The organism is Peptoniphilaceae bacterium AMB_02, assembly GCA_036321625.1.
GTDB classification, from domain to species: Bacteria; Bacillota; Clostridia; order Tissierellales; family Peptoniphilaceae; genus Microaceticoccus; species Microaceticoccus formicicus.
Window position 1 is genome coordinate 1525620 of the sequence record CP143259.1, and the last position, 23996, is coordinate 1549615.

Annotated in this window: 24 protein-coding genes and 1 pseudogene; 2 read left to right on the plus strand and 23 right to left on the minus strand. The window is 34.2% G+C overall.

The window, feature by feature from the left end; genetic code table 11:
• Positions 1-6: 6 nt before the first annotated feature.
• Positions 7-600 (minus strand): helix-hairpin-helix domain-containing protein, encoded by a 594-nt coding sequence (locus tag VZL98_07460; protein WVH62534.1) that lies wholly within the window; start codon positions 598-600, stop codon positions 7-9.
• 506 nt (positions 601-1106) lie between these two features.
• On the opposite strand from VZL98_07460, the gene VZL98_07465 reads away from it, so the two are divergent.
• Positions 1107-1934 carry a hypothetical protein gene (locus tag VZL98_07465; GenBank protein WVH62535.1) on the plus strand — a complete coding sequence of 276 codons (828 nt, stop codon included), beginning with the start codon at positions 1107-1109 and terminating at the stop codon, positions 1932-1934.
• A gap of 35 nt (positions 1935-1969) precedes the next feature.
• Here VZL98_07465 and VZL98_07470 read toward each other — a convergent pair.
• The 21 genes and pseudogenes from VZL98_07470 to VZL98_07570 all read right to left on the minus strand — a co-directional run bounded on the left by VZL98_07470 (position 1970) and on the right by VZL98_07570 (position 20130).
• Positions 1970-2351, minus strand: a pseudogene (locus tag VZL98_07470) (RidA family protein).
• Positions 2352-2368: 17 nt separating this feature from the next.
• A complete protein-coding gene (gene rsfS / locus VZL98_07475) occupies positions 2369-2680 on the minus strand; it encodes a ribosome silencing factor (GenBank protein ID WVH62536.1) in 312 nt (103 codons plus the stop codon).
• A complete protein-coding gene (gene yqeK, locus VZL98_07480; protein ID WVH62537.1) occupies positions 2677-3267 on the minus strand; it encodes a bis(5'-nucleosyl)-tetraphosphatase (symmetrical) YqeK in 591 nt (196 codons plus the stop codon). The genes rsfS and yqeK overlap by 4 nt, the downstream gene beginning before the upstream one ends.
• Positions 3248-3847, minus strand: coding sequence for a nicotinate-nucleotide adenylyltransferase (gene nadD / locus VZL98_07485; GenBank protein ID WVH62538.1), 600 nt, complete (start codon positions 3845-3847; stop codon positions 3248-3250). Before nadD ends, yqeK begins: the two co-directional genes overlap by 20 nt.
• A gap of 13 nt (positions 3848-3860) precedes the next feature.
• A complete protein-coding gene (locus VZL98_07490; protein ID WVH62539.1) occupies positions 3861-4382 on the minus strand; it encodes an isochorismatase family cysteine hydrolase in 522 nt (173 codons plus the stop codon).
• Positions 4383-4393: 11 nt separating this feature from the next.
• The gene (locus tag VZL98_07495; GenBank protein ID WVH62540.1) at positions 4394-5032 is read right to left on the minus strand and encodes a hypothetical protein; all 639 of its coding nucleotides are present in this window, start codon (positions 5030-5032) and stop codon (positions 4394-4396) included.
• On the minus strand, positions 5019-6080 hold the full coding sequence (msrB, locus tag VZL98_07500; protein ID WVH62541.1) for a peptide-methionine (R)-S-oxide reductase MsrB: 1062 nt from the start codon (positions 6078-6080) through the stop codon (positions 5019-5021). The genes VZL98_07495 and msrB overlap by 14 nt, the downstream gene beginning before the upstream one ends.
• Positions 6080-6529 carry a threonine/serine exporter family protein gene (locus VZL98_07505; protein ID WVH62542.1) on the minus strand — a complete coding sequence of 150 codons (450 nt, stop codon included), beginning with the start codon at positions 6527-6529 and terminating at the stop codon, positions 6080-6082. Before VZL98_07505 ends, msrB begins: the two co-directional genes overlap by 1 nt.
• Positions 6529-7332 (minus strand): threonine/serine exporter family protein, encoded by an 804-nt coding sequence (locus VZL98_07510; protein WVH62543.1) that lies wholly within the window; start codon positions 7330-7332, stop codon positions 6529-6531. Before VZL98_07510 ends, VZL98_07505 begins: the two co-directional genes overlap by 1 nt.
• Before the next feature lie 119 nt (positions 7333-7451).
• A complete protein-coding gene (locus tag VZL98_07515; GenBank protein WVH62544.1) occupies positions 7452-8201 on the minus strand; it encodes an alpha/beta hydrolase-fold protein in 750 nt (249 codons plus the stop codon).
• Positions 8201-9370 carry an ATP-grasp domain-containing protein gene (locus VZL98_07520; protein WVH62545.1) on the minus strand — a complete coding sequence of 390 codons (1170 nt, stop codon included), beginning with the start codon at positions 9368-9370 and terminating at the stop codon, positions 8201-8203. The genes VZL98_07515 and VZL98_07520 overlap by 1 nt, the downstream gene beginning before the upstream one ends.
• 102 nt (positions 9371-9472) lie before the next feature.
• On the minus strand, positions 9473-10549 hold the full coding sequence (locus VZL98_07525; GenBank protein WVH62546.1) for an ABC transporter permease: 1077 nt from the start codon (positions 10547-10549) through the stop codon (positions 9473-9475).
• Complete coding sequence (locus tag VZL98_07530) at positions 10546-11703, minus strand: ABC transporter permease (GenBank protein WVH62547.1); 1158 nt, start codon at positions 11701-11703, stop codon at positions 10546-10548. Before VZL98_07530 ends, VZL98_07525 begins: the two co-directional genes overlap by 4 nt.
• A 9-nt stretch (positions 11704-11712) precedes the next feature.
• Entirely contained in the window at positions 11713-12651 is a 939-nt protein-coding gene (locus tag VZL98_07535; protein ID WVH62548.1) for an ABC transporter ATP-binding protein, read from the minus strand.
• 84 nt (positions 12652-12735) lie between these two features.
• On the minus strand, positions 12736-13380 hold the full coding sequence (locus VZL98_07540) for a response regulator transcription factor (protein ID WVH62549.1): 645 nt from the start codon (positions 13378-13380) through the stop codon (positions 12736-12738).
• Entirely contained in the window at positions 13373-14530 is a 1158-nt protein-coding gene (locus VZL98_07545; protein ID WVH62550.1) for a sensor histidine kinase, read from the minus strand. Before VZL98_07545 ends, VZL98_07540 begins: the two co-directional genes overlap by 8 nt.
• 79 nt (positions 14531-14609) lie before the next feature.
• Complete coding sequence (locus VZL98_07550) at positions 14610-15833, minus strand: ABC transporter permease (GenBank protein ID WVH62551.1); 1224 nt, start codon at positions 15831-15833, stop codon at positions 14610-14612.
• Positions 15817-16740 (minus strand): ATP-binding cassette domain-containing protein, encoded by a 924-nt coding sequence (locus VZL98_07555; protein ID WVH62552.1) that lies wholly within the window; start codon positions 16738-16740, stop codon positions 15817-15819. Before VZL98_07555 ends, VZL98_07550 begins: the two co-directional genes overlap by 17 nt.
• A 114-nt stretch (positions 16741-16854) precedes the next feature.
• Positions 16855-18006 (minus strand): hypothetical protein, encoded by a 1152-nt coding sequence (locus VZL98_07560; GenBank protein WVH62553.1) that lies wholly within the window; start codon positions 18004-18006, stop codon positions 16855-16857.
• Positions 17999-19441 (minus strand): HAMP domain-containing sensor histidine kinase, encoded by a 1443-nt coding sequence (locus tag VZL98_07565; GenBank protein WVH62554.1) that lies wholly within the window; start codon positions 19439-19441, stop codon positions 17999-18001. Before VZL98_07565 ends, VZL98_07560 begins: the two co-directional genes overlap by 8 nt.
• Positions 19438-20130: a response regulator transcription factor gene (locus VZL98_07570; protein WVH62555.1), complete on the minus strand. Its 693-nt coding sequence runs from the start codon at positions 20128-20130 to the stop codon at positions 19438-19440. The genes VZL98_07565 and VZL98_07570 overlap by 4 nt, the downstream gene beginning before the upstream one ends.
• 292 nt (positions 20131-20422) lie before the next feature.
• Here VZL98_07570 and VZL98_07575 point away from each other — a divergent pair, with 292 nt between their 5' ends.
• Entirely contained in the window at positions 20423-21958 is a 1536-nt protein-coding gene (locus VZL98_07575; GenBank protein ID WVH62556.1) for a glycerophosphodiester phosphodiesterase family protein, read from the plus strand.
• A gap of 232 nt (positions 21959-22190) precedes the next feature.
• Here VZL98_07575 and VZL98_07580 read toward each other — a convergent pair whose 3' ends face one another.
• Positions 22191-23963: an ABC transporter ATP-binding protein gene (locus VZL98_07580; protein WVH62557.1), complete on the minus strand. Its 1773-nt coding sequence runs from the start codon at positions 23961-23963 to the stop codon at positions 22191-22193.
• Between the last annotated feature and the right edge of the window lie 33 nt (positions 23964-23996).

Sequence of the window (23996 nt, forward strand, 5' to 3'; positions counted from 1 at the left end):
TCTCACCTACTTTACTTTTATATGGTCCTTAATTCCTTCAAACATCTTTTCGCCGATCCCATTTATATTCATAATATCTTCTATCACAGTAAATTTTTGAGTTTCTCTATATTCTATTATCTTATCTGCCGTCTTGGGTCCAATCCCGTTCAGCTTCATTAGTTCCTCTTTAGCTGCAGTGTTTATATTCGTCTTATTGGAAGATTCTGTAACCGGGTCCTCTGCCGACACAATGCCAACAACATCATCGTGAATTGACGGGATTATTATCTTCATTTCGTCTTCCAGTTTTAAAGCCAGATTTACTTTGTTCGTTTCAGCACAGTCTGTTAGTCCTCCTGCCATTTCGACCGCATCGTTTAATCTATCGCCTTCATTAAATTCATAGATGCCCGGCTTTACTACCTCCCCGGCGATATGAATAATAAGTTTTTCATCTTTAGCGGCATCATCTTCAGCAATTTCAGAAATCTCGGTATTAACAAATTTCTCTATATTAAGTTTTTTAACACCAAAACTGTCCTTATAAACCGTAAGGATGGCAATTATACCTATTATTGCTAATATCAGCAATTTTTCCGTCTTGCGTTTAAGTTTCATTTTTACCCTCAATTTATATATATATTACCCATTTGTTACAAAATCATAACAATTAATTTGAAATATTATTATTCCTTAAATAATAGCACTTAGTAATTTTAACGGATATACGCTTTTTTTGCAAGTATAAGACCGTTGTATTATCTAATTTATTGCAATTTACATATTATAAATAATATTTCCCGATTCAGCTTATATGACTATCATATCATAATAATTAACAAAACGTAATATATTAAATGCTTACTGTAGGAATTAATTACTCAATAATTAAATTTTGCTAATAATAAACTTACCAATCAAAATATTGAAAAAATCCTTAAAGTATTTCATTGGATTTTCATTTTGCATTTTCCATATTCTTTCGATACACAAAATCGAATAGTATATTTAATTTATAATTATTATCATTTATTGAGATATATTTGTTTTAAGTTTATAAAATTATTATAAAGACTAAAATATATCGATACTATATGTTATGATAATACACAGGAGGTGTATTAATGGATAATTCTTTAATTAGACGACATTGCAAAGATGATATGAAAGGTAATTGGTTTATGGCAGTAGTTATGAGTATTGTGCTGTCGGTTATTTCAATGATTATCAGTAGAGTCTTAATGCCGGTTATGCCATTTAGTGTAGATCCATTTGCTAATATTGACTTTACTGATCCGGCTCAACTCGAAGCTATATCGGCCGTTTCAAAAAGTACGACTATAATTTCAAGCTTTGCTTCAAATATGCTAATAAGCATAATTACATCGGTATTCGCTCTTGGTTTTTCATGGTCTTTTCTGGACCTGGTAGATCAAAGTATATCGGGCGAAACTCCTAAGCTTAAACTGGAATTATTGTTTAGTGCTATCAATAGAAATGTATTTAAAAATGTTTTGATACTGGCTATTAGTTATATTCTTACAGTCCTTGCCTATTTCTTACTGATAGTTCCCGGAATTGTATTATCGCTATTTTTGACACCGTTGCCATTTTTATTAAAAGATAAGCCTGATATTTCAGTAGGGGCAGCCTTTTCTGAATCATTCGAATTGATGAAGCGAAATGTAGGTAAATTATTTAGTCTATATATCCCTTATATTATTGGTTTTATAATTTATATAATCGCAGTCATTGCAATTATGTTTAGCTTTATTACAGGCGAATCGCATAATTTTATGGGATTATTACTAGGCATTATTTTAGTCACTATAATTTCAGTAATTGTCGGGGTTTATATTCACATTAAAATTCAAGTGATAAGTTCTCAGTTCTATAGAAGACATCTCGCACCGAGATCTTTAGAAGAATCTAATATCTATTTTGAGCAATAAAAAAAGTCCATCCGGACTTTTTTTATTGCTCAAAATTAAAGAACAGCTACTGCTTCTATTTCTATTAATGCGTCTTTTGGGAAGCTTGGCAACCTGAACTAAAGCTCTTGCAGGTTTATGATCTCCAAAGAACTCTGTATAAACATCGTTTATAGCTGCGAAATCGTTGATGTCTTTAACAAAAACTCCGACTCTTGCTATATTTTCAAGTTTTCCGCCACCTGCTTCTACAATTGCAAGTAGATTTGATAAGCTTGCTTTAGTAGCTTTTTCAACGCTATCAGTTACCAGTTCTCCGGTTGCCATATCAATTGGAAGCTGTCCTGATACATAGATAGTTCCATTTCCTTTTGTTCCTTGTGAATAAGGTCCTATCGCTGCAGGTGCCTTGTCTGTGTGTAAAAATTCTAATGCCATTTAAAACCCTCCTAAATTTATTTTGACCACAACCTTTCAAGGTCGTAATACTCTCTGTCCTCTGTTGTAAATATGTGTACTATAATATCTGAAAAATCCAGCAGTATCCAATTGCCTTCACGATAGCCTTCTATCCCCCTATGTTCAAAACCCATTTCATTCATAACCTTCTCTACTTCATCTGCTATGGCTTGAGTTTGATTTCTGGAGTTTCCAGTAGCTATAACAAAATAATCTGCAATAGCTAAACCGGGGTCAATCGGTATGGTCACAATATCTTTGGCAATCTTATCTTCACATGCTTTTACAACCGCTTCAAGTTTTGTCAATTACTCATCTCCTTAATGTAATAGTTTCTACTTAGTATAGTAAGCGGATTTATAATTCTGCCATTGTCGATACAATGTAGTAAGCTTGTATCCAGGGCTTTTATTACAGCGAGATTGAGATCTTTAAATGCCAGTTCTCTGATTTCCATGGCAGCTTTATAATCCCGTCCCGGCTCCGCTGCATCTGCTACCAGAATTATCTTCTCGAGTAAGCCCATATGAGGTCTACCCGTCGTATGGTAGACAATGGAATTGATTATGTCCTCATCGTCTATTCCAAATTCTTTTCTCGCTATTTCAGCAGCCAGTGGAGCGTGAATTATAGGTCTATAAATCTCGATATCCTCTTTTAAAATTATATCAGAAACATCGTATCCCTTCAATAAAAGCTTATCTTCTCTTCCCTTGGCTGAGTCGTGAAGTATCGCTGCCAGTTCAGCATTATAAATACTGTAATCATAATGTTCAGCCAGCTTTTTGCTCAGCTCTGAAACCCTTATGCTATGCTCATATCTTTTTCTGCCTATTTTATTCTCTATATATTTTCTAGCTCTTTCAATAAGATTCTCATTCATCATATAGTCCATTTTTTTCTATAATCTCTATTACTTCATTTGGCGTCATATAAGCTATGCTTTTGTGTTCTTTTACCCTGGTTCTGATAAGAGTCGAAGATAATTCTATCAAGGGCATATTTAGGTAATGTATTCCCTTTGACCAGGTCTTGAACTTTTCAACCAGGTCTACAAGAGGCTTCTCGTCTCTAGAAATTCTATCGATTACAATAAATTGAATCAGTTGCATTAATTCTTCAAATCTATACCATGACTCTATACTTCTTAAAGAATCCCCACCTATTATAAAATAATACTCGTTCTGTGGATTGGCTGCACAGAGTTTAGACATTGTATTATAGGTGTAGTCAGGTTCACTTCCGCCATGTTCTATAAGTGATAAATCAAATCTTGAATCATTTTTTATAGCAGTATCGACCATTTCCGCCCTGATTTTCTCATCAGTGATTTTTTTATTTGTTTTATGTGGCGGATTTTCTGACGGAAGAAATAAAATCTTATCCAATTTCATTTCATCATGTATGAAACTCGCCATGATTAGATGACCATTGTGAATCGGGTCAAAGGTACCGCCAAATACTCCAACTTTCATAGTTATCCCCACTCTATCTAATAACGGTCATATGGAGATTTTCCATTATATCGAATGCTTTGTTCTCAAGTTCTCTGTCATAACTTCCTACAGCCTTACTGTCTATGGTGATAATCGCTTCCGGATTTGCAGACTTCGCTATAACTGCATTGGAAATGATACAGATATTGGTTACAAGACCAACAAACTCAATCTCTTCGAATTGGTTCTCCAGTATATAGTCACCAAGCTCATAACTTCCAAATGTATACTTCTCAAATGATCTTGCATTCTTTAGAAGTTCTCCTGTTTTCCCGAATAATTCCCATCCTTCAGTACCTTTAATACAATGTGGTATGGGCAGGTTTTTACCTTCATTGGTTTCAATATAATCTTCAAAGTGAGTGTCATATGTACAAACGACCTCATCTCCATTGTCCAAGTAGTTTTCAATCTTTTCAACGATTACATCATCGAGTAATTCGGCTCCTTCATAACTCAGATTACCTTTGACAAAGTCGTTCTGAAAATCAACAACTACCAATAATCTCTTCATCAATATCCCCCTTAGTGATGTGCTTTTCTCTTTGTTACGCTAACTTTTGTGATTTCATTATCCTTAATTTCTGTGACGGTATATTCTAAATCATCAACTGGAACTGTAAGGCCTTCTACTATGCAGACCCTCTTGTCATCTGCAATATTTGTTATAGTCTCTCTAAGCGTTTCTCCATACTCTTTATTTACCTCATATCCAGTCTTAGTCTTAACTTTATCAAGTGAGTCGTCTCCTTCAAATGTAAATTCCTCTCTATTTGAGGTTAGTTTTACATTCGGCAACAAGTACCTGAATATTACGAATACAACCAGTATCGAAACTGTCCCCATCAATAGATCCAGCATTGAATCTGCATAAATAAGCATCTTTCTAGCGATTACGAATAGAATCAGCTCTAAAATCGCAACCATTGAGTGGTTTATAAGCATGAGCATAAGCTCAACTCCAACTACCAGCAAAAGTACATGACCCAGGAAATCTTTAAACAGTCCATAAGATGCAACCGAAGGAGTGTTCCAGATTGTCGGAAAATACCATATTAAATCCTTAAGTGAAAAAACAACTCCAACTGCAAGAAGCAGTGTCAAAACCATCTCTATAATAAAGGTTGTCTTTCTAAGTGCATTTAGTATTTTAGTTCTCCCCATTTTCATCCCCTCGATCCAGTAGTTTTTTGTATTCTCCATAGCCTTCTTTTTCCAAGTCATCATAGGATATAAATCTAAGCGAAGCCGAGTTTATACAATATCTTAGACCACCTTTATCCTTAGGTCCATCCTCAAATACATGCCCTAAATGGCTGTCGGCATCTGAACTTCGAACTTCGGTCCTTACCATCCCATGACTTTTGTCTTCGACATAATTTACCTTGTCTTTCTCAATCGGTTTAGTAAAGCTTGGCCATCCGCATCCTGCATCGTACTTATCAGTAGATAGAAAAAGCGGATCTCCCGACACTATATCCACATATAACCCCTTTTCAAAATTATCATGATATTCATTTTGAAATGGCCTTTCTGTACCGTTTTCCTGAGTTACATGGTACTGAATAGGAGTTAGTCTTTCTTTAATCTCTGAATAATTGGAAACATGATCATCAGGTATATCCGATAAGTCTACATGACAATACCCACCCGGATTCTTGTCCAGATAGTCTTGATGATATTCTTCGGCACTGATATAATTGTTGAGTTTTTGTACCTCAACAGCTATAGGTTTATCGTATTTCTCCTGCTCCTTATCGATGAACTTATTTATGATTTCAATATCGGCATCATCGGTATAGTAAACACCGGTCCTGTACTGTCTCCCCCTGTCGTTTCCTTGCTTGTCGACCGATAAGGGATCTATGATTCTAAAAAGATACTCCAGTATATTCTCAAGTTTTATTATTTTAGGGTCGTATACTATATGAACCGCCTCGGCATGGTCGGTATCCTTCAGCTTACGATAATCCGTTTCCTCTGTCTTTCCATTAATATAACCAACCTCTGTTCCCTCTACGCCTTTTATCTTTGCAAAATAAGCTTCAACTCCCCAGAAACAGCCGCCAGCTAGGTATATTTCCCTTTTGTTCTCTCCTTTAATCAATTTTACAGTATTACTTTCTATTTTTCTCACTTCCTTTTTTTGGTATATACTCCAGAAAACAGCTACTACTAATAAAATTACCAATATTAGAATTTTTTCTTTCATTATGCCTCATTCCTTATTTTGTTTCTTATTCTCATTACTTTAGAATAAGCACTGGATGCTAAAAACAATCCTATTGAAATGGCTCCTGATATGATTGCAGCATTTAATCCTTGTTTAAAAGCTTCATCATAATTATTCATAACTACATTATACATCATAAAGTACATATTTAACCCCGGTACCAATGGAATTATTCCCGCCAGTAAAAAAACAGTTGCCGGTAGTCGATGCTTCCTGGAAAAATACTCTCCCAATAAACCGATAAATATTGATCCGACAAGTATACCGATATGTCCGGCGTCCAAATACTTCGAAGAGTACATAAAGATTACCCAACCGATCGCCCCACCCAGAGCACAAGCCGGTATAGCTCTCATCGGTACATTTAAATAATACGCAAAGCCTAGAACTGCAAGAAATCCAAGAAGAAATTGATAAGTTATATACATTACATTACACCTCCCAGATACATGTAGATCCTCATGATCATACCTACGCCAAGTCCTAATGCTATTGCAATAAATAGTGCTTGAATAAATCCGATTAATCCGGACATCAAGTCTCCATTCATGAAATCTCTTACTGAATTGGTCATCACAACCCCAGGGAACAATAACATAATCGAACCGATTATTACGACATCGAGTTTATTAACCAAGCCCAATTTATGAAAGATAACCGCAACAGTAGATACAACCAAGGCTCCGTAGACCGTTTCCATAAAGTATTTTCTACCTGAGTCTCTTGTTATTATCAGTACATACTGCCCGGTTAAAACGGCTATAAAAGCTATTAAACCTTCTATAAAGGTACCGTCCAGAGCCAATGTAAACATTGCAGAACCGAAAGCAGCAGCTGCTACCTTCTTCTTGCTGTCATATGGTCTAGTCGATTCTATCTCGTCCAAAATCTTATCGGCTTCCGATAAATCTAAGCCATTATTTACAAAGTTCCTTGTAAAATCATTTGTCTTGGAAATCTTATCCAGGTTAATCGTTCTGTCTTTAATTTTTTTAATAGATGTTACATATCCCTCATAGTAGAATGAAATCATTATAGACGAATATGTAGAAGCAACCTCTACTTCATCAATATCATCACTCGTAGCAAGTATTCTGCTAACAGTGTCTTCAACTCTATATATTTCTGCTCCATTCACTAAAAGAATTTCCCCTGTCCTCATAGCAAGCTTCATAAAAAGCTCTGCTTGCATTCTATCACAGATTTTTACCCCGATTGATCTCACCTTCATTCCTAATCTACTCAATTAATTTTAACATATTTAAATCAAGAGTGAAAGTCACCCGGTACGGATAAATCAAATAATGGTTTTATAAATAAAAAGATAAATAGATGCACCAAAAGCCGCATCTATAATAATTTTAATTCTCTTAACGCACCTAAAAAATAAGGCATCTGTATTCTCCACCATGGCCAATCATGATCTACATCGTATCCCCAATAATCTATCCATGCGGGTATTTGTTTAAATTTGAAAGCTTCTTCCATTTTTCTAGTATCTTTTATACTTTCTTCTTCCCATCTTCCTTGACCGGTACATACTATTATGGTGCCTTCTCTGTACTTGTTTATAAACCATGGATCGTTTAGATTCCAAATATAGTCCACCGGTGAATTCTCATACACATTTTTATCACTATAGTCTCCCACGAAAAACCTGGCATCATAGACACCACTAAGAGCAATTGTAGTATCAAATAAATCCGGATGTCTTAAAAAGAAATTTAATGCATGGTATGCTCCCATACTGCAACCTGTAGCAATAAATCCACCATAATAATTCAATTTGGCTTTAATATATCCTGTCAATTCGTGAACGATATACCCATCATATCTATTATGCATATCAGCCCTTTCATAAGGCGATTTCCAATTAGATAAAAAAGCTTCAGAGTCAACCGATTCAGGAGTAAAAACTTGTACTATACCATTGTCTATAAACCATCTAATCGCATCAATCATTCCAAAATCTTCATATTCATAAAATGAACCTCCTGATGATGGGAACACTATAATGGGCTTACCTGAGTGTCCGTAATGCCTAAAATGCATTCCTCTATTTAAGTAGGCCGAATGAAAACTGTTTTGTTGAATCTGCATTATTCACCTCTAGTCTTAAGGATTTCATCGAGCATCTTAAACATATACTCTTCCTCTTTAGTCCTGAAAATTACGCCGATATCCCCCATAACGGCAGCAAACACACCAGGTATTGAGTCAATTAACATAATCTCTTCAGTATATCTGTAATAAAGATCTTCTATTGTATTTGCATAATTTCTAAAATTTTTCCTGCCGACATATGCACAATAATATGGTCTTGTTATATTTGCATTAAACATATTATCGATCATTAGTCCGGCATATAAATCATAGATGTCAATATCATTTGCGAAATTAAACATATCAGTTGTTCTACCACCGGGTACTCTGCAATTGATTTCAAGCGCAACCAAATCACCGGTTTTTGCTTCTTTGAAAAATTCTATATGGAAAAACTTCTCTCTCAAATCAAAGGCTTTTACAATTTTTTCTCCGGCTTCAACTACATCTTCAGGTATACTTCGTGGAATATAATAGTACATATCCATATTGTACCTAACTATATCAAGTACTGTTGAATTATATACAAGAGTTGAATTAAATACCTTATCGGCATTTCTATTGGTTAAACCGTCATAAGTTACAATTTCACCATCTATAAATTCTTCCATTATGAACTCTTCATTATGGCCCAGTTTAAAGAATTTAATGAGTTCTTCATCGTTTTTAATTTTATAAGTGTTTCCTGCACCCACACCTATATCAGGTTTGGCACATACAGGGTAACCTACTTCTTCGATAATCTCTCTCGCTTCATCGATATTCTTAAAAACTCTTCCCCTTGCAACTTTTATACCTGCACTTCTGAATACTTCCTTCATACTTGACTTGCGTTTCACTATCTCTATATCGTCATTGTTTAAGCCAAATACGTTGAAATCCGTCCTAAGTGCAGCATCAAGCTCCAACCAATGTTCATTAAAGGACTCTATCCTATCTATCTTCCCATACTTATGCGTAAAATATCCACATGCTTTGAGAACTTCATCATAATTTTCTAGATTATTTACTCTATAGTACTCTGTAAGATTTTCCTTAATTATTTCACTTAATTCATCATAATGTACATCTGCTATTCCGAGTACTCTTATTCCTTTTTGATTCATCCTAACTACAAATCCCTCATAGTTCTTTGGAAAATGCGGAGAAATAAAAACAAAGTTCATAATTACACCCCCTTCAATACTTGAATTAAATAATATCATCATTTTCTGCTTTTGTCTATTAAACAGGCAAAGTAAAAACCAACCCCGAGAGGTTGGTTCCTTTTATTGCTCAAGAGCATATTCTCTAAGTTTAAAACTTCCTGCAGTCAAGAAGACAAATCCCATCAGTAATAATACAAATACTCCCGGAAACATAGAATTTTTATCGAGTATTTCTATACCCCAATAATAAGGGCTTAGTTTTCCGATAAATTCTGCAATTGGTATTTCAAATCTCTTTAACTCATAAAACATAACCATAAATGCAGATCCAACAGATACTATAATTGGTATTGTACTTGCAAATATCTGATATTTAACCAGTCTGAAAACAGCTAATGACAAAGATATAGAAACAAAGCACATGCATGATATCATAGCTATCAATATAGGATACGAACTGATAGTAAAGTTCATAAATACACTGGATATGGTGATGGCAAGTATATTTAGTACTATCATGATTATCAAATTTGCAGTTATAATAGAAAATATATGAAAAAAATCGGTATTTGGCGTTGTAATCATCCTCTTTAATACATTGTTTTTCTTTAGATTCAGAAGTTCCGTAATTAATTGATTAGAGTTCATCATGATAAATATCATAATCATAAGAATAGCCATAAAATAATTACCATCAATCAGCCTTTCATTATCTCTTATACTAATCAAGGCGTCAGGCATTATACTATTAACGGAATCAATCCCATTTTTTTCAAGATTTTTAGCTATGATTATTTTATTTTTATAATTATTAAAAAATCTATCAATCCTTTCGTCCCTACCGTCTTTTAGATTGCTCTTAATAATTATTTTAGGATTTTCACCCTTTATTAGTAATTCTTCAAATTTATCTGGTATAAAATAAGCATTTGTGATTTTCCCGTCTTTTAAATTGGATATTACTCTTTCCTCGCTATTAATTGCAATATCTGCTATTTTATTTTCTTTTATTTCATTTATAAGTTTACTATTATCGCTTATAAAATGAACTACGGTATTTTTTTGGATATTACCCGATGTTGCCATATTTATTATGAACATTACAAAAAGCGGCATCATGAGAAAATTCAGAATTTTTGCAGGTTGATGTGTAATAATTTTCATATTTGATATTACTGCATTTACGAATCTCATCATATTTTCACATCCTTTCTCTTATTTACATATATGGCGCCTATACAAACAAATGCCATAGAAATTGCTATTCCCAGGAAAACATCAAAGATCATTGAACCAAATCCCGAATCCACCGTTTTAAATAGTCTATATATCCTTTCATTTATTCCAATATCCAGTAAAAGCTTAAATAACGGATTGGGCTTTTCTATGCTATTGAGTATATGTCCGAGACTACTTGTAAGAGCAACAATAATTATCAATAACGATATAACAACATTGGACACAGACGATGGTACAATTTCACTTATGAGTGATCCAATAGATGTTGCGAGCATGGAGGTAACAAGTACCGCTATTAACAGCAATCCCGGATTTCCACTAAATCCCCACCCCAGCAATCTGGTAATGATAATATAGACCAAAAAAGCGAGCGCAAAAACAATTGTATTTCCAATATAGTCTATAATATAAACACTGGAAGGCTTAACAGGCATAGATGCCATACGCTTATAAAATCCTTCGTATTTATTATTACCATGAACTGTTATCAAGTTTGAAATCCATATGAGTATTAAGAAAGAGATTGAGTTCAGGGTAGCTTTCTCGTAAGAGTTCAGAATTACTTTGGTTTCTATATATTCGGATTCCATGTTTAGAGTTTCGTTCTGTATCCGTTTATTAGACTCAGTCAAAGCATCTATATCCAGGTCCGGATTACTGTTTTTTGCTTCTATCATCAAATCTCTTTGTATAAGCGTAGTTAGAGTACTTTCAATTATACTCGACATAAACAGACCAGCTCTAAATGATGCCGATCTTGAATTAGTTTTAAGATATAGTTTTTCAAGTTTTTGGCTTCTGACAAAATCTTTAAATCCCTCGTTAATTTCAAGCACAAAATCAGCATCGGTTTTATTATCGACTACATCTATATATTTTGAGATTTCGGGATCTTGTAAAATCTCAATTAGTTTGTCTCCATATTCACTACCCTCTCCATCGATGTATAAGGAGTTTTTTAGATATTCCATATTTTTTGGACTATGACTCCTTTGCGAGTAACCGTTGATAAAGGCAAATAGTAAAGGCAAGATGAGAAGTGCTATAAGCATCATTGGAAAGGTTTTTAACGCTATAACCATCATAGATTTGAAATAATCCATCATCTTCATACTCGTCACCTAATCCCTTAATTTCTTACCTGTAATAGATAAGAATACTTCTTCAAGCGTTGGTTCATCTACTCTGTATCCTTTAATAATATAACCCGCTTTTTCCATGGCAGATATGAGAGTTGAAGTTAAAAAGACTTCCTTGTCGATTTCCAGCTTTAACTCATTGTCGACCAGTATTGCATTTTTGATTCCCTTTATCGTTTTGACATAGTCTATAATACCGTCATCAGGATTCAGAATCTCAAGCACTAATAAATTTCCATCTGCTATCATGCTTTTTATCTCCTCACTGTCACCTTTTGCCACTTCCCTGCCTAAATCCATAATAAGGATATTCTTGCATAGATGTTCCACCTCTTCCATATAATGAGAGATATAGAGTATTGTGGTGTTTTTATTGCGATTGATTTCTTTAATGAAATTAAATATATGATTACGCGACTGAGCATCTACTCCTACAGTGGGTTCATCCAGTATTAATAACTCCGGTTCATGCATAATTGCAACACCTAGATTGAGTCTCCTCTTCATTCCTCCGGAATAAGTCTTGACTTTCTGTTTCTTTTTATCCTCAAGTCCCGATAATTCCATAGCCGTTTTTATCATCTGATTCTTTTTACTTCCGCTTATACCATACAGACTTGCAAAAATATCTAGATTATCAATGGCACTTACTTCTTCTATCAAACCAATTTCCTGAGGCACCAGTCCCATAAGTCGTTTTGCCTCTATCGGATTTTTCTCAATATCAAAGTCTCCAATTTTTATACTTCCCGTATCAGGTTTTAATAAGCCTGTTACCATATTTATTAAAGTCGTCTTACCTGCTCCATTCGGACCCAAAAGCCCGTAAATACTGCCTTTTTTAATATTTAAAGATATATTATCAACAACTATTCTCTTACCGAATCTTCTACTTAGTGAATCAACGCTTAGTATATTCATTAGAATCCCTCCTGTTAATTCTAATTCTATCAAATAAAAAACTCCCGTAACACTGTCGGGAGTCACAATTGTGCATGACTTAAGTCATATTAATTTGTTTTTGTACATAAAGACTGCTATTTGAGTTCTATCTCTAAGTTCCAGCTTTGAAAGTATTACGCTTATATTGTTCTTAACAGTACCTTCGGAAAGAAACAGACTTTCAGAGATCTCCTTATTAGATAGTCCATCAGCTATCAATTTCATTATCTCAAGTTCACGATTTGTGATATTGCCTTGTTCAAGTAATCCCGTATTCGGAGTTAAGTCACATTGTGCTGCGAGTATCTCAGTGGTCATCTCAGGATGAATTATTATATTTCCAGATAATGAAGCTTTGATGGCAGAGTATATCAATTCCTCCGAACTATCCTTTAACAAGTATCCTGATGCTCCCAGCTTAAGTGCAGACTCTATATATTCTGAATCTTTAAAAGTAGTCAAAATAATTATTTTTATGTCCTCATCATACGACTTTATGAGTTTCGTGCCTTCTATACCATCGTGCTCAGGCATCCTGATATCCATTAGAACCACATCAGGTTTATTAGACTTAACCATCTCATAAGCTTCTCTTCCATTCGATGCCATCCCAATTACTTCTATATCTTCAAAGTTCATAAGCAGTATTTGAAGTCCCTGTCTAATCAATTTTTCATCGTCCACTAATAATAGTCTTATCTTATTCACTAAAATACTCCTTTTTAAATCTGGGCATTACTACTCTCATAAAGAACCCCTCGCCTATTGTACTGCTGTATTGGATGTTTCCACCAACTTCAATTACCCTCTCTCTTATTCCTCGCAAACCGATATTTTCTACAATCTCATCAGTCCCCAAACCATCGTCCTTTAAGGTAAGTATGAGTTCTGATTGACCATAGTTCATAAATATATTGATTGTCTTTGGTTTCCCATGTTTAGCAGAGTTGGACAGAAATTCCTGAACTGTTCTGTAAATCACGAGTTCTCTTTCTTCACCGATTTCCCATATATTTTTAGAAACCCCAAAATTGACTATTATCGAAGAAAGTTGAGAAAAATTGCTTATTAATTCTTCGATGGCAAATTGAATGCTCTTTGCTGAAATCTCAGATGGTTTTAACTCGCTTAAAGTCTGTCTAAGATTACTTAGTGCATCTTTTGAGAACTCGGTAAGCGTCTGTGCCATCTCGCTCGTCTTTTCGGAATTAACCACGCTCATTTTTTCTATTGCTCTAAGATTGATTACAATTGTGGACAGCGCATGACCTATGCTGTCGTGAAGCTCCCTGGAGATTCTATTTCTCTCTATAGTTGTGTATAGTTCTTTCATCGTATTCATACTGCTTTCCACCCTATCCAGCTCTGTAGTAAGCTTGTTATTGGCTTCGCTCAATCTATAATTATCAAACATATAATCCTTTTTTTGATTTACTTCATCATTAAGTATGTGAATTATGATTATAAATATAGCTGAAAGTAGTAGTGCGGGTATGGTGTTTAGAAGAGTATCTCTCATGGAGTAAAGATAAATTAAGTGACTTATTACTATCGGAATATATTTTTGTCTTTTAAGGTAGATTATAGAATCATAGCTAATAATAAATAAGACATATACGGGTATCATATACCCCATATAAGCAGCCATAACCATAAGGACTATGTCTATTGGCAGGGTATAGATAGCTATTTTATCGATATTAATATGCTTGGCTTGATAGACTCTAATTTGAACGACAACTACATAGATTAATAAACCTATGATTAATGGTACAGTTACGGTATAGTCAGGTACCAATAAATCGTAGATTATAGCCAGTAGTATTAAATATTTAAAGTATATTCTCAAGCCATTCATACATATCACCATTTCCTGTAAATAGTATATTTAAAAACCGGCAAACAGTCAATTTCAAAAGACCATTTGCCGGCTCTTTCTATTTTTCAAAAATCATTTTTATGGCTTTAAAGAATTTAACTCTATTTCCATAGTTTAGTGACCCCAGTCTGTATATCTTAATTGAAAGATATGCCAAGAATGCTGTTGTCAATAAAAGCAGTCCGAATGAAATCAGGATTTCTATGAGTGGAATGGATACGAGTGAGTATCTTGCAAACATAGCCATAGGCGAACTAAAAGGAATTATAGAAGCAAGCCTTGCTACTAAACTCTCAGGCATATTTATGGCAAAATTGGTTACAAAGTAAACCAGTACAAATATGATAGTAACGGGACTTATAGAGGTGCTTACATCTTCAACTTTCGATACCAATGCACCCAGTCCGGCAAATAGGAACAGGTACATCAAATATCCCAAAAACGTAAAGGCAAGCAGTACCAGTAATCCGTCAGGAGTAATTGTAAAGCCTATTGATTTAAGAAAACCTTCGGGATAACTGGCTTTATTCAGAAATAGTCCGATATAAACTGCACAGTAAATCAAACCAATCTGTATTATAGCAACAATAGAGGCAGCTATTACCTTGCCTATGATTAGTGGAGTCGGCGATGTGGAAGTTATCAGTAATTCCATTGTCCTGTCGCTTTTTTCTCTAGCTACCGACGTCGCTACTATTGATCCATACATGATTACCGCCATATATGTCGTAATCATAGAGAGATAGACCGTTGCAAAACTCGTCATAGAATCCCTACCGAGGATTATATTATTAAAATCCAGTTCAGTATTATAGGCGCTGTCAACTTGTACGGGATCAAGACCGCTGGATATTAGAAGTTCATCTCGGTTATATTTCTTAATCAGATCCAGCATATTGCTTACACTTCTATTATTAACTCCACTGTCAATTGCATAATGACTTAATTTTGTGCTTGAGTCAATCACAAAAGCCCTTTTAATTTCACCGGATTGAACCTTTTTCTCTATTTCATCTCTATTTTCAGTAAATTCATATTCATCAGGAGCATTTTCCTTTAGAAACTCTTCTATCTTTTTGTCTGCTGTATAAACCATTATACTGTCTTTCTTTCCATTCGAAAATGCAGAAATCCCTTCACCTTTTGTCACTAGATTGATGATAGTAGGAATGGATGTGGCAATTAGAGATAAAACGATAAAAAATATCGTCGTTCCTATAAAAGACTTCTTCCTAAGATAAGTCTTTACTTCAAAGTTCAATATATTACCCAAGTTTTTCATTTTCATCACCTACTGTCCTGATAAAGATATCTTGTAAGCTAGGTTCGTAGACCTCAAACTTCTCTATTTCTAAATTGTTTTCGATTAATTCACTAAGCAGTTCTCTCGAGGTTTTGCCCGCTATAAGTTCCAGTATGACTGATTTTTTATCTTCCGTAATTCTAATCGAGCTGATTTTTTCCATTAAGAAAGCCTTCAATCTTTCATTGTCCATATTTACTACAGAAAGCCTTAGTTTATTCGATCTAAGGTTTTTCTTTATCTCTCTTAAATCACCATTCAACACGATTCTTCCATTGTCTATAAGCGTAATCTCGTCACAGAAGTCTTCTACATATCCCATCTGATGACTTGAGAATATAACCAGTTTTTCCTTTGTTATAAACTCCATTATTATATCTTTAAGTGCTTGCGAGTTAACAGGATCAAGTCCACTGAAAGGTTCATCGAGTATTAAAATGTCGGGATCATTTAGAAAAGCTTGTGCAATTTGGATTTTTTGCTGATTTCCCTTTGATAGTGTCTCCAGTTTTTTCTTTTTGTATTCTCCTAGTCCAAACCTGTCTACCCAGTATTCAGCTGATTTTACCGCATCAGATTTCTTGGCACCTCTAAGTCTTGCAAAGTATATCAGCTGCTCCAGTATGGGTTCTTTGCCGTACATTCCTCTTTCTTCAGGAAGGTACCCAACTCTATTTTTATTGGGATTAAAAACCTTACCATCCAGTAAAAAACTGCCGCTATCCTGTCTGAACACTCCCATTAATGCTCTTATAGTAGTTGTTTTTCCTGCACCGTTTCTTCCAAGATACCCCATTGCCTTGCCGCTTTCAACGGTAAAACTCACATCATGAAGTATCTGCTTTCCGGAGAAACTTTTATTTATATCTATTATCTCTAGTTTCATATATACCTCCTCTACTATTAATTCTAATATGAATCAAAACATATTTAAACTGTCTGAAGTCACTGGTCTATATTACTTTAGTCATAAATTTTCTGAAATACCTATACATTTGAATCATTTTGTGTTTTCAAGTAAATCATCGGCAATAATGTATAATTCTTCCCTATTAATATTGTGATTGTAAGAAAATATCTTATAATCATAATCTTTATAATTAAAATTCACTAAATTCTTGTCATAGATATAACTAACGGGAATATTATTGATGATCGTTGAAGAATCTTTGCCTTTTAAATCCGCTTTATAGGTGAATATTGGAGGTTTGGTTATAACTATCTTAAATCTTATTTTATCATCCAGCTTATGAACTGATTCAATCTCAATATAGGGGTCTCCTGAACCTAGAAAAAATTCAGAATAATTATAACTTACTTCCCATGGTAATTCAGAATTTAAAGTGAGTAGTTTGTCTCCAATTTTACTTATTAATTCATCCTTGGTAATACTTCTCGAAACTACAGTGTTTTCTATTTTAATGTCTTTAGGTATGTCCATTTGAAAAACAGAATCGGGTATCAGGGTTTTATCATCATACTCGAGGGTTTCACGTACAAATAATGTATCCATATCATTAGGCATTACTCTTTCGGATTTCAATATTCTATAGCTTTCCTTGTCAACCCAGAGCTCAACTTTTTCATACTGACTATTCGATATAGTATAACCGGTTTCAAGGATTTTTATTTCTGTGTTTTCGTTTTTATTATCCTTTAAAGTATACTCGATATGAAGAGTGTCTCTACCGGCAATTTTCTCATTTCCAATAATTTTCATATCGTGGGTCTCTGCCAAATTCGATACCTCATTTATGAATATATCTTTTATACTCGTTAATACGAGTTCAACATAATTCGGACTAATGGGAGTGCTGTTATACTTTTCCTCACCAAGGGCATTTGTACTTTTTGTTTTCTCAATCCCATCACTGTAAATGCTGATAAATCCCTCTTCTTCATTGTATTTTATACTATGTTTGTATTCATATCCATTATCAGTCTTTTTAATCCATCTCTCTATAATGGTATAATTGGTTTCTTGTCCCTTGGTTACATGTCCGATTCTCTCTTTGGTGTAATAGGATTTTGGAAGATCAGATTCTTTAACAAATGTCTCCAGTACTATAGGTGAAATAAGAGTTCCCGTAGTCTTACAGCCTGAAAGCATAATACTTAAGAAAATGCATAATACAATAATCTTTCTATTCATTTCGATTTCTATTTAACTCTATTACAATAGTTAAATTATCCTCCTCAGAATAAAAGTCAACCTCGCCATCATGCTTATCAACTATTAATACTACAATCGATAAACCTAAGCCTATTCCTCCTCTTTCTTTACTCCTCGAATCATCTAGTTTATAGAATGGATAGGATATCTTCTTGAGTTGCTCCTCGCTTAGTCTTGCTGTATCGTTCTTTACTATGATCAACATTTTATCTTTTAAGTCACTATATCTATTTTTAATAGCCGGGTCCAAATGATCGGGAAGCTCATACTCTTCGGAATAAACGCCCAGACTGATTCGTCCACCCGGCTTGCAGTATTTAATGGCATTGATAACTAAATTTCCGATGACCCTATCCATTTGATTTACATCCAGATTGTATTCCCCTTCTATTTTTACATCAATGTCAGAGGAAAGTCCTGCATTTTCTATGAGGTCTTTATATCCAAAAAACAGGGTATCTATCGCTTCTTTACCGTCTACCGTTACAGGTTCAATTTCTCCGCCCGATTGAAGCAAATTGTAATTCATTAAATTATCCAGCATACTACTCATCAAGTCGCATTTTTCAATAATCCCATCAAGTTTTAATTTATCACATTCACCATTTTCACGAATGAGTTCAATATTTGTCCTTATTGCAGTTAGAGGCGTTTTTAAATCGTGTGATATAGCCATTACCATATAATTTCTCTCTGCATGATCATTTCTTATCTGATATGATTTATCTCTAATATCATCTCTCATTCTATTAAAATTGCTAATGATAGCACCAATTTCATCGTCATCTCTACTGCTGATTTTTACAAATCTGTCCGAAGCAAACTCGTTCATTGCAAAGACCAGTTTTTGTATGGGTTTATTTATCCTGTTTTCTGTAAATCTATTGGCAAAAATAAAAAGTAATACCAATGAACCGATAAATACAAAAATACCGGTCATAATAATATTGTTTACTTTATTTATAAACTCTACTCTGTGTATTGCAATATTGTATACTCCAATTATTTTATCATTTCGAAACACGGGTCTTTTAATGCTGTCATTGTCAAGTTCATAGACCCTTTCATATAAGCCTTTAAGCAAACTGTCCTTAGACTCTGTTCTGTTAAGTTCATTGACATTCTCTAAATTGGACTTATAAATCAATCTACCGTCATAATTGTAAAGAGCTATGTCTACCAGATCTCTGTCTTCACTTTCTATCAAAGCGTCAAAATCATGCTCACCTTCATAGAGAGATTCGTCGTCCAGTATTTTGCTGTATTTTTGTATTAGAAAGGTATTTGTTATATAGTCTCTTACCCTGGCCTCTCTATTGTTTTTTATAATCATAAGGCTCGACAAAAGAGCTATAATAATGGGCAGCAGTATAACCACCACATAGGATCCCATTATACTCCGCTTAATTCTCATACTCTCACTCCAATAAATCTATATCCCTTTCCCCAAATAGTCTCAATAAATGTCGGTTCTTTCAAATCTTCTTTTAACTTTTCTCTTATTGATTTAACATGAACTGTAATCGTATTATTGCCCTCCAATTCCTTTTCAGCCCATACAATCTCATATATATCTTTTTTTGAAAGTACCTTGTCTTTATTTTTTATCAGTAATGACAAAATTTCAGCTTCTTTAGAAGTGAAAATCAGTTTTTCTCCATTTAGGTAAAACTCAGAACTCATGGGATAATATTCTAAACCTCCTAGAAAATTTATCACTTTGTTTTCAGTTTGCTGATAACCTGCAGCCTTACTCAAATGATATTCTATTCTGGTTTTAAGCTCAGTTAAACTGAAAGGCTTGGTAATATAGTCATCCGCTCCCAGTTCAAAACCTTTAACCTTATCTGAAACAGCTATTTTGGCACTGATTATTATTACTGGTACTTTTGACTTTAATCTGAACCTCTCCAAAAACCCATAACCATCTAAATCAGGCATCATCAAGTCCAAAAGCACAATGCTTATATCATGTAATTCAGAATCTTCTAACGCTTCAAATCCCGTAGAAGACCAAACTGTTTTATAACCTGCATTCTCAAGAAACTCTTTAACCGGTGCAGCTATGTGATAATCATCTTCGACAATCAATACTGTATCCATACTATCCTCCCGTCTATCGGTATATATTATTCACTACATTGATATTATTATACAACTTTTTAAAAATCAAACATGCTTTTTAATCAAAACTTTATTAATTAAATATGGCAAATTAAACATTTCCCCTATGTACCTATTATACTTCAATTCTCCCCAAAAAAACTCTAATATTCATAAAAACAATATGCTATAATAAGATAAATGAAAGTTTTCGAAGAAAACTTACCCAAAGCTTTCTCAAATCTAAAGCTTAAAAGATTTTATATTCAATAAAATAATTCGGAAGTGAAATATGTCTAAATTCTCGAGAATAAAATCCGAATATAAGAGTATAAGCAAATCAATACCTGCTCTTATAAAATATCAAATCATTACAAATCTATTATTATTTGGTATAATAGTCCCCTTGTTCTGGTCTGTCTCCAAAATCCTGATTGAGAGCCAGGGATTTGTAGCAGTCAGTAATAGTGCATTACTCGAATTTCTACTAAGTAAGTACGGTTTCATCTTTGTCACTCTGCTATTTGTAATCGCAATTAGGTGGATGTTTACATTTCATTTCATATCAATCGCAGGTTTTGATGTAAAGCGAAGTATGAAAGAAAGCAGTAAAATGATCAGGAAAAATATACTTAAAATAATAGTTACAATGCTTTTATTTATTTTAATAACTCTTCTGATTGTAATACCGGTGACTCTTCTGTGGTTGCTTTTAATTACTACCATGATAAAACATGTCGGTTTGACATCTGATGCAGGCCGAATACTGTCAATGATAATGATATTAATTCAAAATGCCATAATCGGTTTGAGTTACTTACTCGTAATCCTTTCGCAAGTCTACTTACTTACCAGATTGTTTTACCGATTTGTTTCAAAGGATGAAGAGTTGGAATATCTTGCGCATGAATATCCTCATATACCGACTAAAACGAAGTTGACTTTTATTGACAAGATATTAAAGAGAAGAAAAACACTTATCGCATTATTCCTATTAGTTTTGATAATGATAGCTGTTCCAACGGGGCTTTTCTTCCATGAGATTTTTATGGAGAAGTCTGCCATACAAATCGTAGGACATAGAGGCGGAGGAGTACATGCTGCTGAAAACAGCTTGGAAGGAATAAATAAGGCCATTGAAAAGAAAGTCGATTGGTCTGAAATTGACGTTCAAAGGTCGAAAGACGGTGTATATATATTAAATCATGATGATACTTTCAAAAGACTTGCAGGAGTTAATTTGAGAGCATCAGACATGAATTACGATGAAATTAAGAAGCTTGAAATTAGAAACTTAAATAATCCCGCTATGAAAAATGTATCCGTTCCAAAACTTGAGGAGGCCTTGGATCTTGCAAAGGATAAAATAGGATTATTCATAGAACTGAAGGGAAAGACAGCAGATATTAAAATGGTCGATGATGTTGTAAAGATGGTTAAATCCAGAAATATGATAAATCAAACCGTTCTGGTTTGCTTTGATTATAGTCTCGTGACTTATATAGAACAAAAGTATCCCGAAATCAATTCCGGTTTCATTTACTTTTTGGCAATAGGCGATGTCAGTAAATTGGAAGGTGATTATTTAATCTTGGAAGAAGATGCTGCATCGGATAGTGTAATTGAAAAGATAAGCAATGCCGGAAAAAAATCTGTCATATGGACTGTAAATACAGCAGAGTCCATCGACAAACAAATCAGATCTTATGCAGAGGCCATAATAATCGACCAGTTGGATTTAGCCAAAAAGACTCTCGAAGAGTATAATAAAAGAGATGACAGGGATATTCTAAGAGAGATGCTCTTGCTGCCAAAGGAAGATAAATAATCAATTTAAACTTTAACCTGTATTTGTTTTTTATCAAATCAGGTCCATAAATTACTAATAAATGTTAGAACAATTTGGTAAAACCAATAGAATGTATCATGTAAACAAAAAAGGTCAGTCTCAATTACAAATCTGTGTTTGTAATTGAAGCTGACCTGATTTTTATTTACATACTCAAGCCCAAATAAATACATTTTGAGAATGAATTTAATTAAATGCTTCTATTTTTTTACTAAATGCTTAACTCCATGGTATTTAAGGAGCTGTTTCCAATCTTATACAATTCGTAATAGGTTCTCTTGGCTCTTAAAAGCTCTTCATGTGTTCCCGTTTCTTGGACGCCCTCTTCAGTTAAAACTATAATCTTATCAGCATTTTTAATTGTAGATAGTCTATGCGCAATAGTTAGTGTAGTTCTGCCTTTAGATAGCAATTCAAGCGATTGTTGGATGATTTTTTCGCTGGTATTGTCGAGAGCAGATGTAGCTTCATCCAAAATTAGTATTGGAGGATTTTTTAAGAATACTCTGGCAATACTAATCCTCTGTTTTTGTCCTCCTGACAATTTAACTCCTCTTTCACCGACATAGGTATCAAAACCATCCGGAAGATCCATAATGAAATCATACGCACCGGCAAGTTTAGCTGCTTCTTCTATTTCTTCAGGGCTCGCACCTGGCTTTCCATATTCTATATTATCATAGACCGAGCCTGAGAACAGGTATACGTCCTGAGCGACCATTCCTATTTTACTTCTAAGGGATTTCAATTTTATATCTCTAATATCTATTCCATCAAGTGTAATGCTTCCTGAGGTGACATCATAGAATCTGGGGATAAGATTGCACACCGTTGTCTTTCCTCCACCAGAAGGTCCAACTATGGCGATGTTCTCACCCGCCACAATATCCAAGTTTAAATTCTTTAACACCATCTCATTATGATTCTCGTAGTTGAAGGACACATTATTAAAAGAGATATTTCCTTTTACGGTATTTAATTCTATTGCATCTTCCTTATCCGTAATATCAGGTTTTTCATCCATAATTTCGAAGAATCTGTCTATGCCAGTCATACCTCTTTGGAACTGCTCTGTGAACTCCACTATTCGCCTCACTGTCATCAGTAGCGTAGATACATATAGTACATACGCAAATAAATCACCGGGATCAATTCTTCCCAAGATAATAAATATGCCACCAAGCACGATAACGGATAGATTCATGAGGGCATCGAATGTCCTGTTTACAACCTGAAAACCCGCCATATTTCTATAAGTTCTCTTCTTGATATTGAGAAAAGTATCATTGTCTTTCTCAAATTTATCCTTTTCTATTTCCTCTCCTGTGAACGACTTTACAACCCTTACTCCAAGCAATGAGTCTTCAATACCGGCATTCAGCTCTCCTATATGCCTTCTCTGGTCCATAAATGACCTCTTAAGTTTTGTTCTGTAGGAAGTTGAAGCTAGTATCATCATTGGTATAAGAGCAAAAATAACCAGAGTTAATTCTACATTTATACGCACTAAAATTATAAATGATATCAGAATTTTAATGCCTGCTATAAAAAATTCTTCGGGGCAGTGATGAGCAAATTCAGTTATGTCAAATAAATCTGCTGTTATTCTACTCATTATATGCCCAACCTTAGTATTATTATAAAAGTTGTCGGATAGAGTTTGAAGATGAGAAAATAAATCTCTTCTCATATCCTTTTCAATCCTGGCTCCCATGACATGACCGATATTTTGCATATAGTATTGAGCAAATATCTCAACTATTCTCAATACCAAGTAAAGCATGCCCAGTTTTCCTATCAATTCAAATGTCAGTGCAGCTCTATTGGTCATTGCAGTATTCGTTAAATGTCTGAAAATCAGTGGGAACACCAATTCACAAACAGTTGTAAGTGCTGCAAAAAATAAGTCTATAAATAAAATTGATTTATAGTCGTTAAAATACGGTATAAATCTTCTAATCGTTCCTTTTGTGTTTTCTTTCAAGACTACCTCCTATTAACAATATAAATCGGTGCG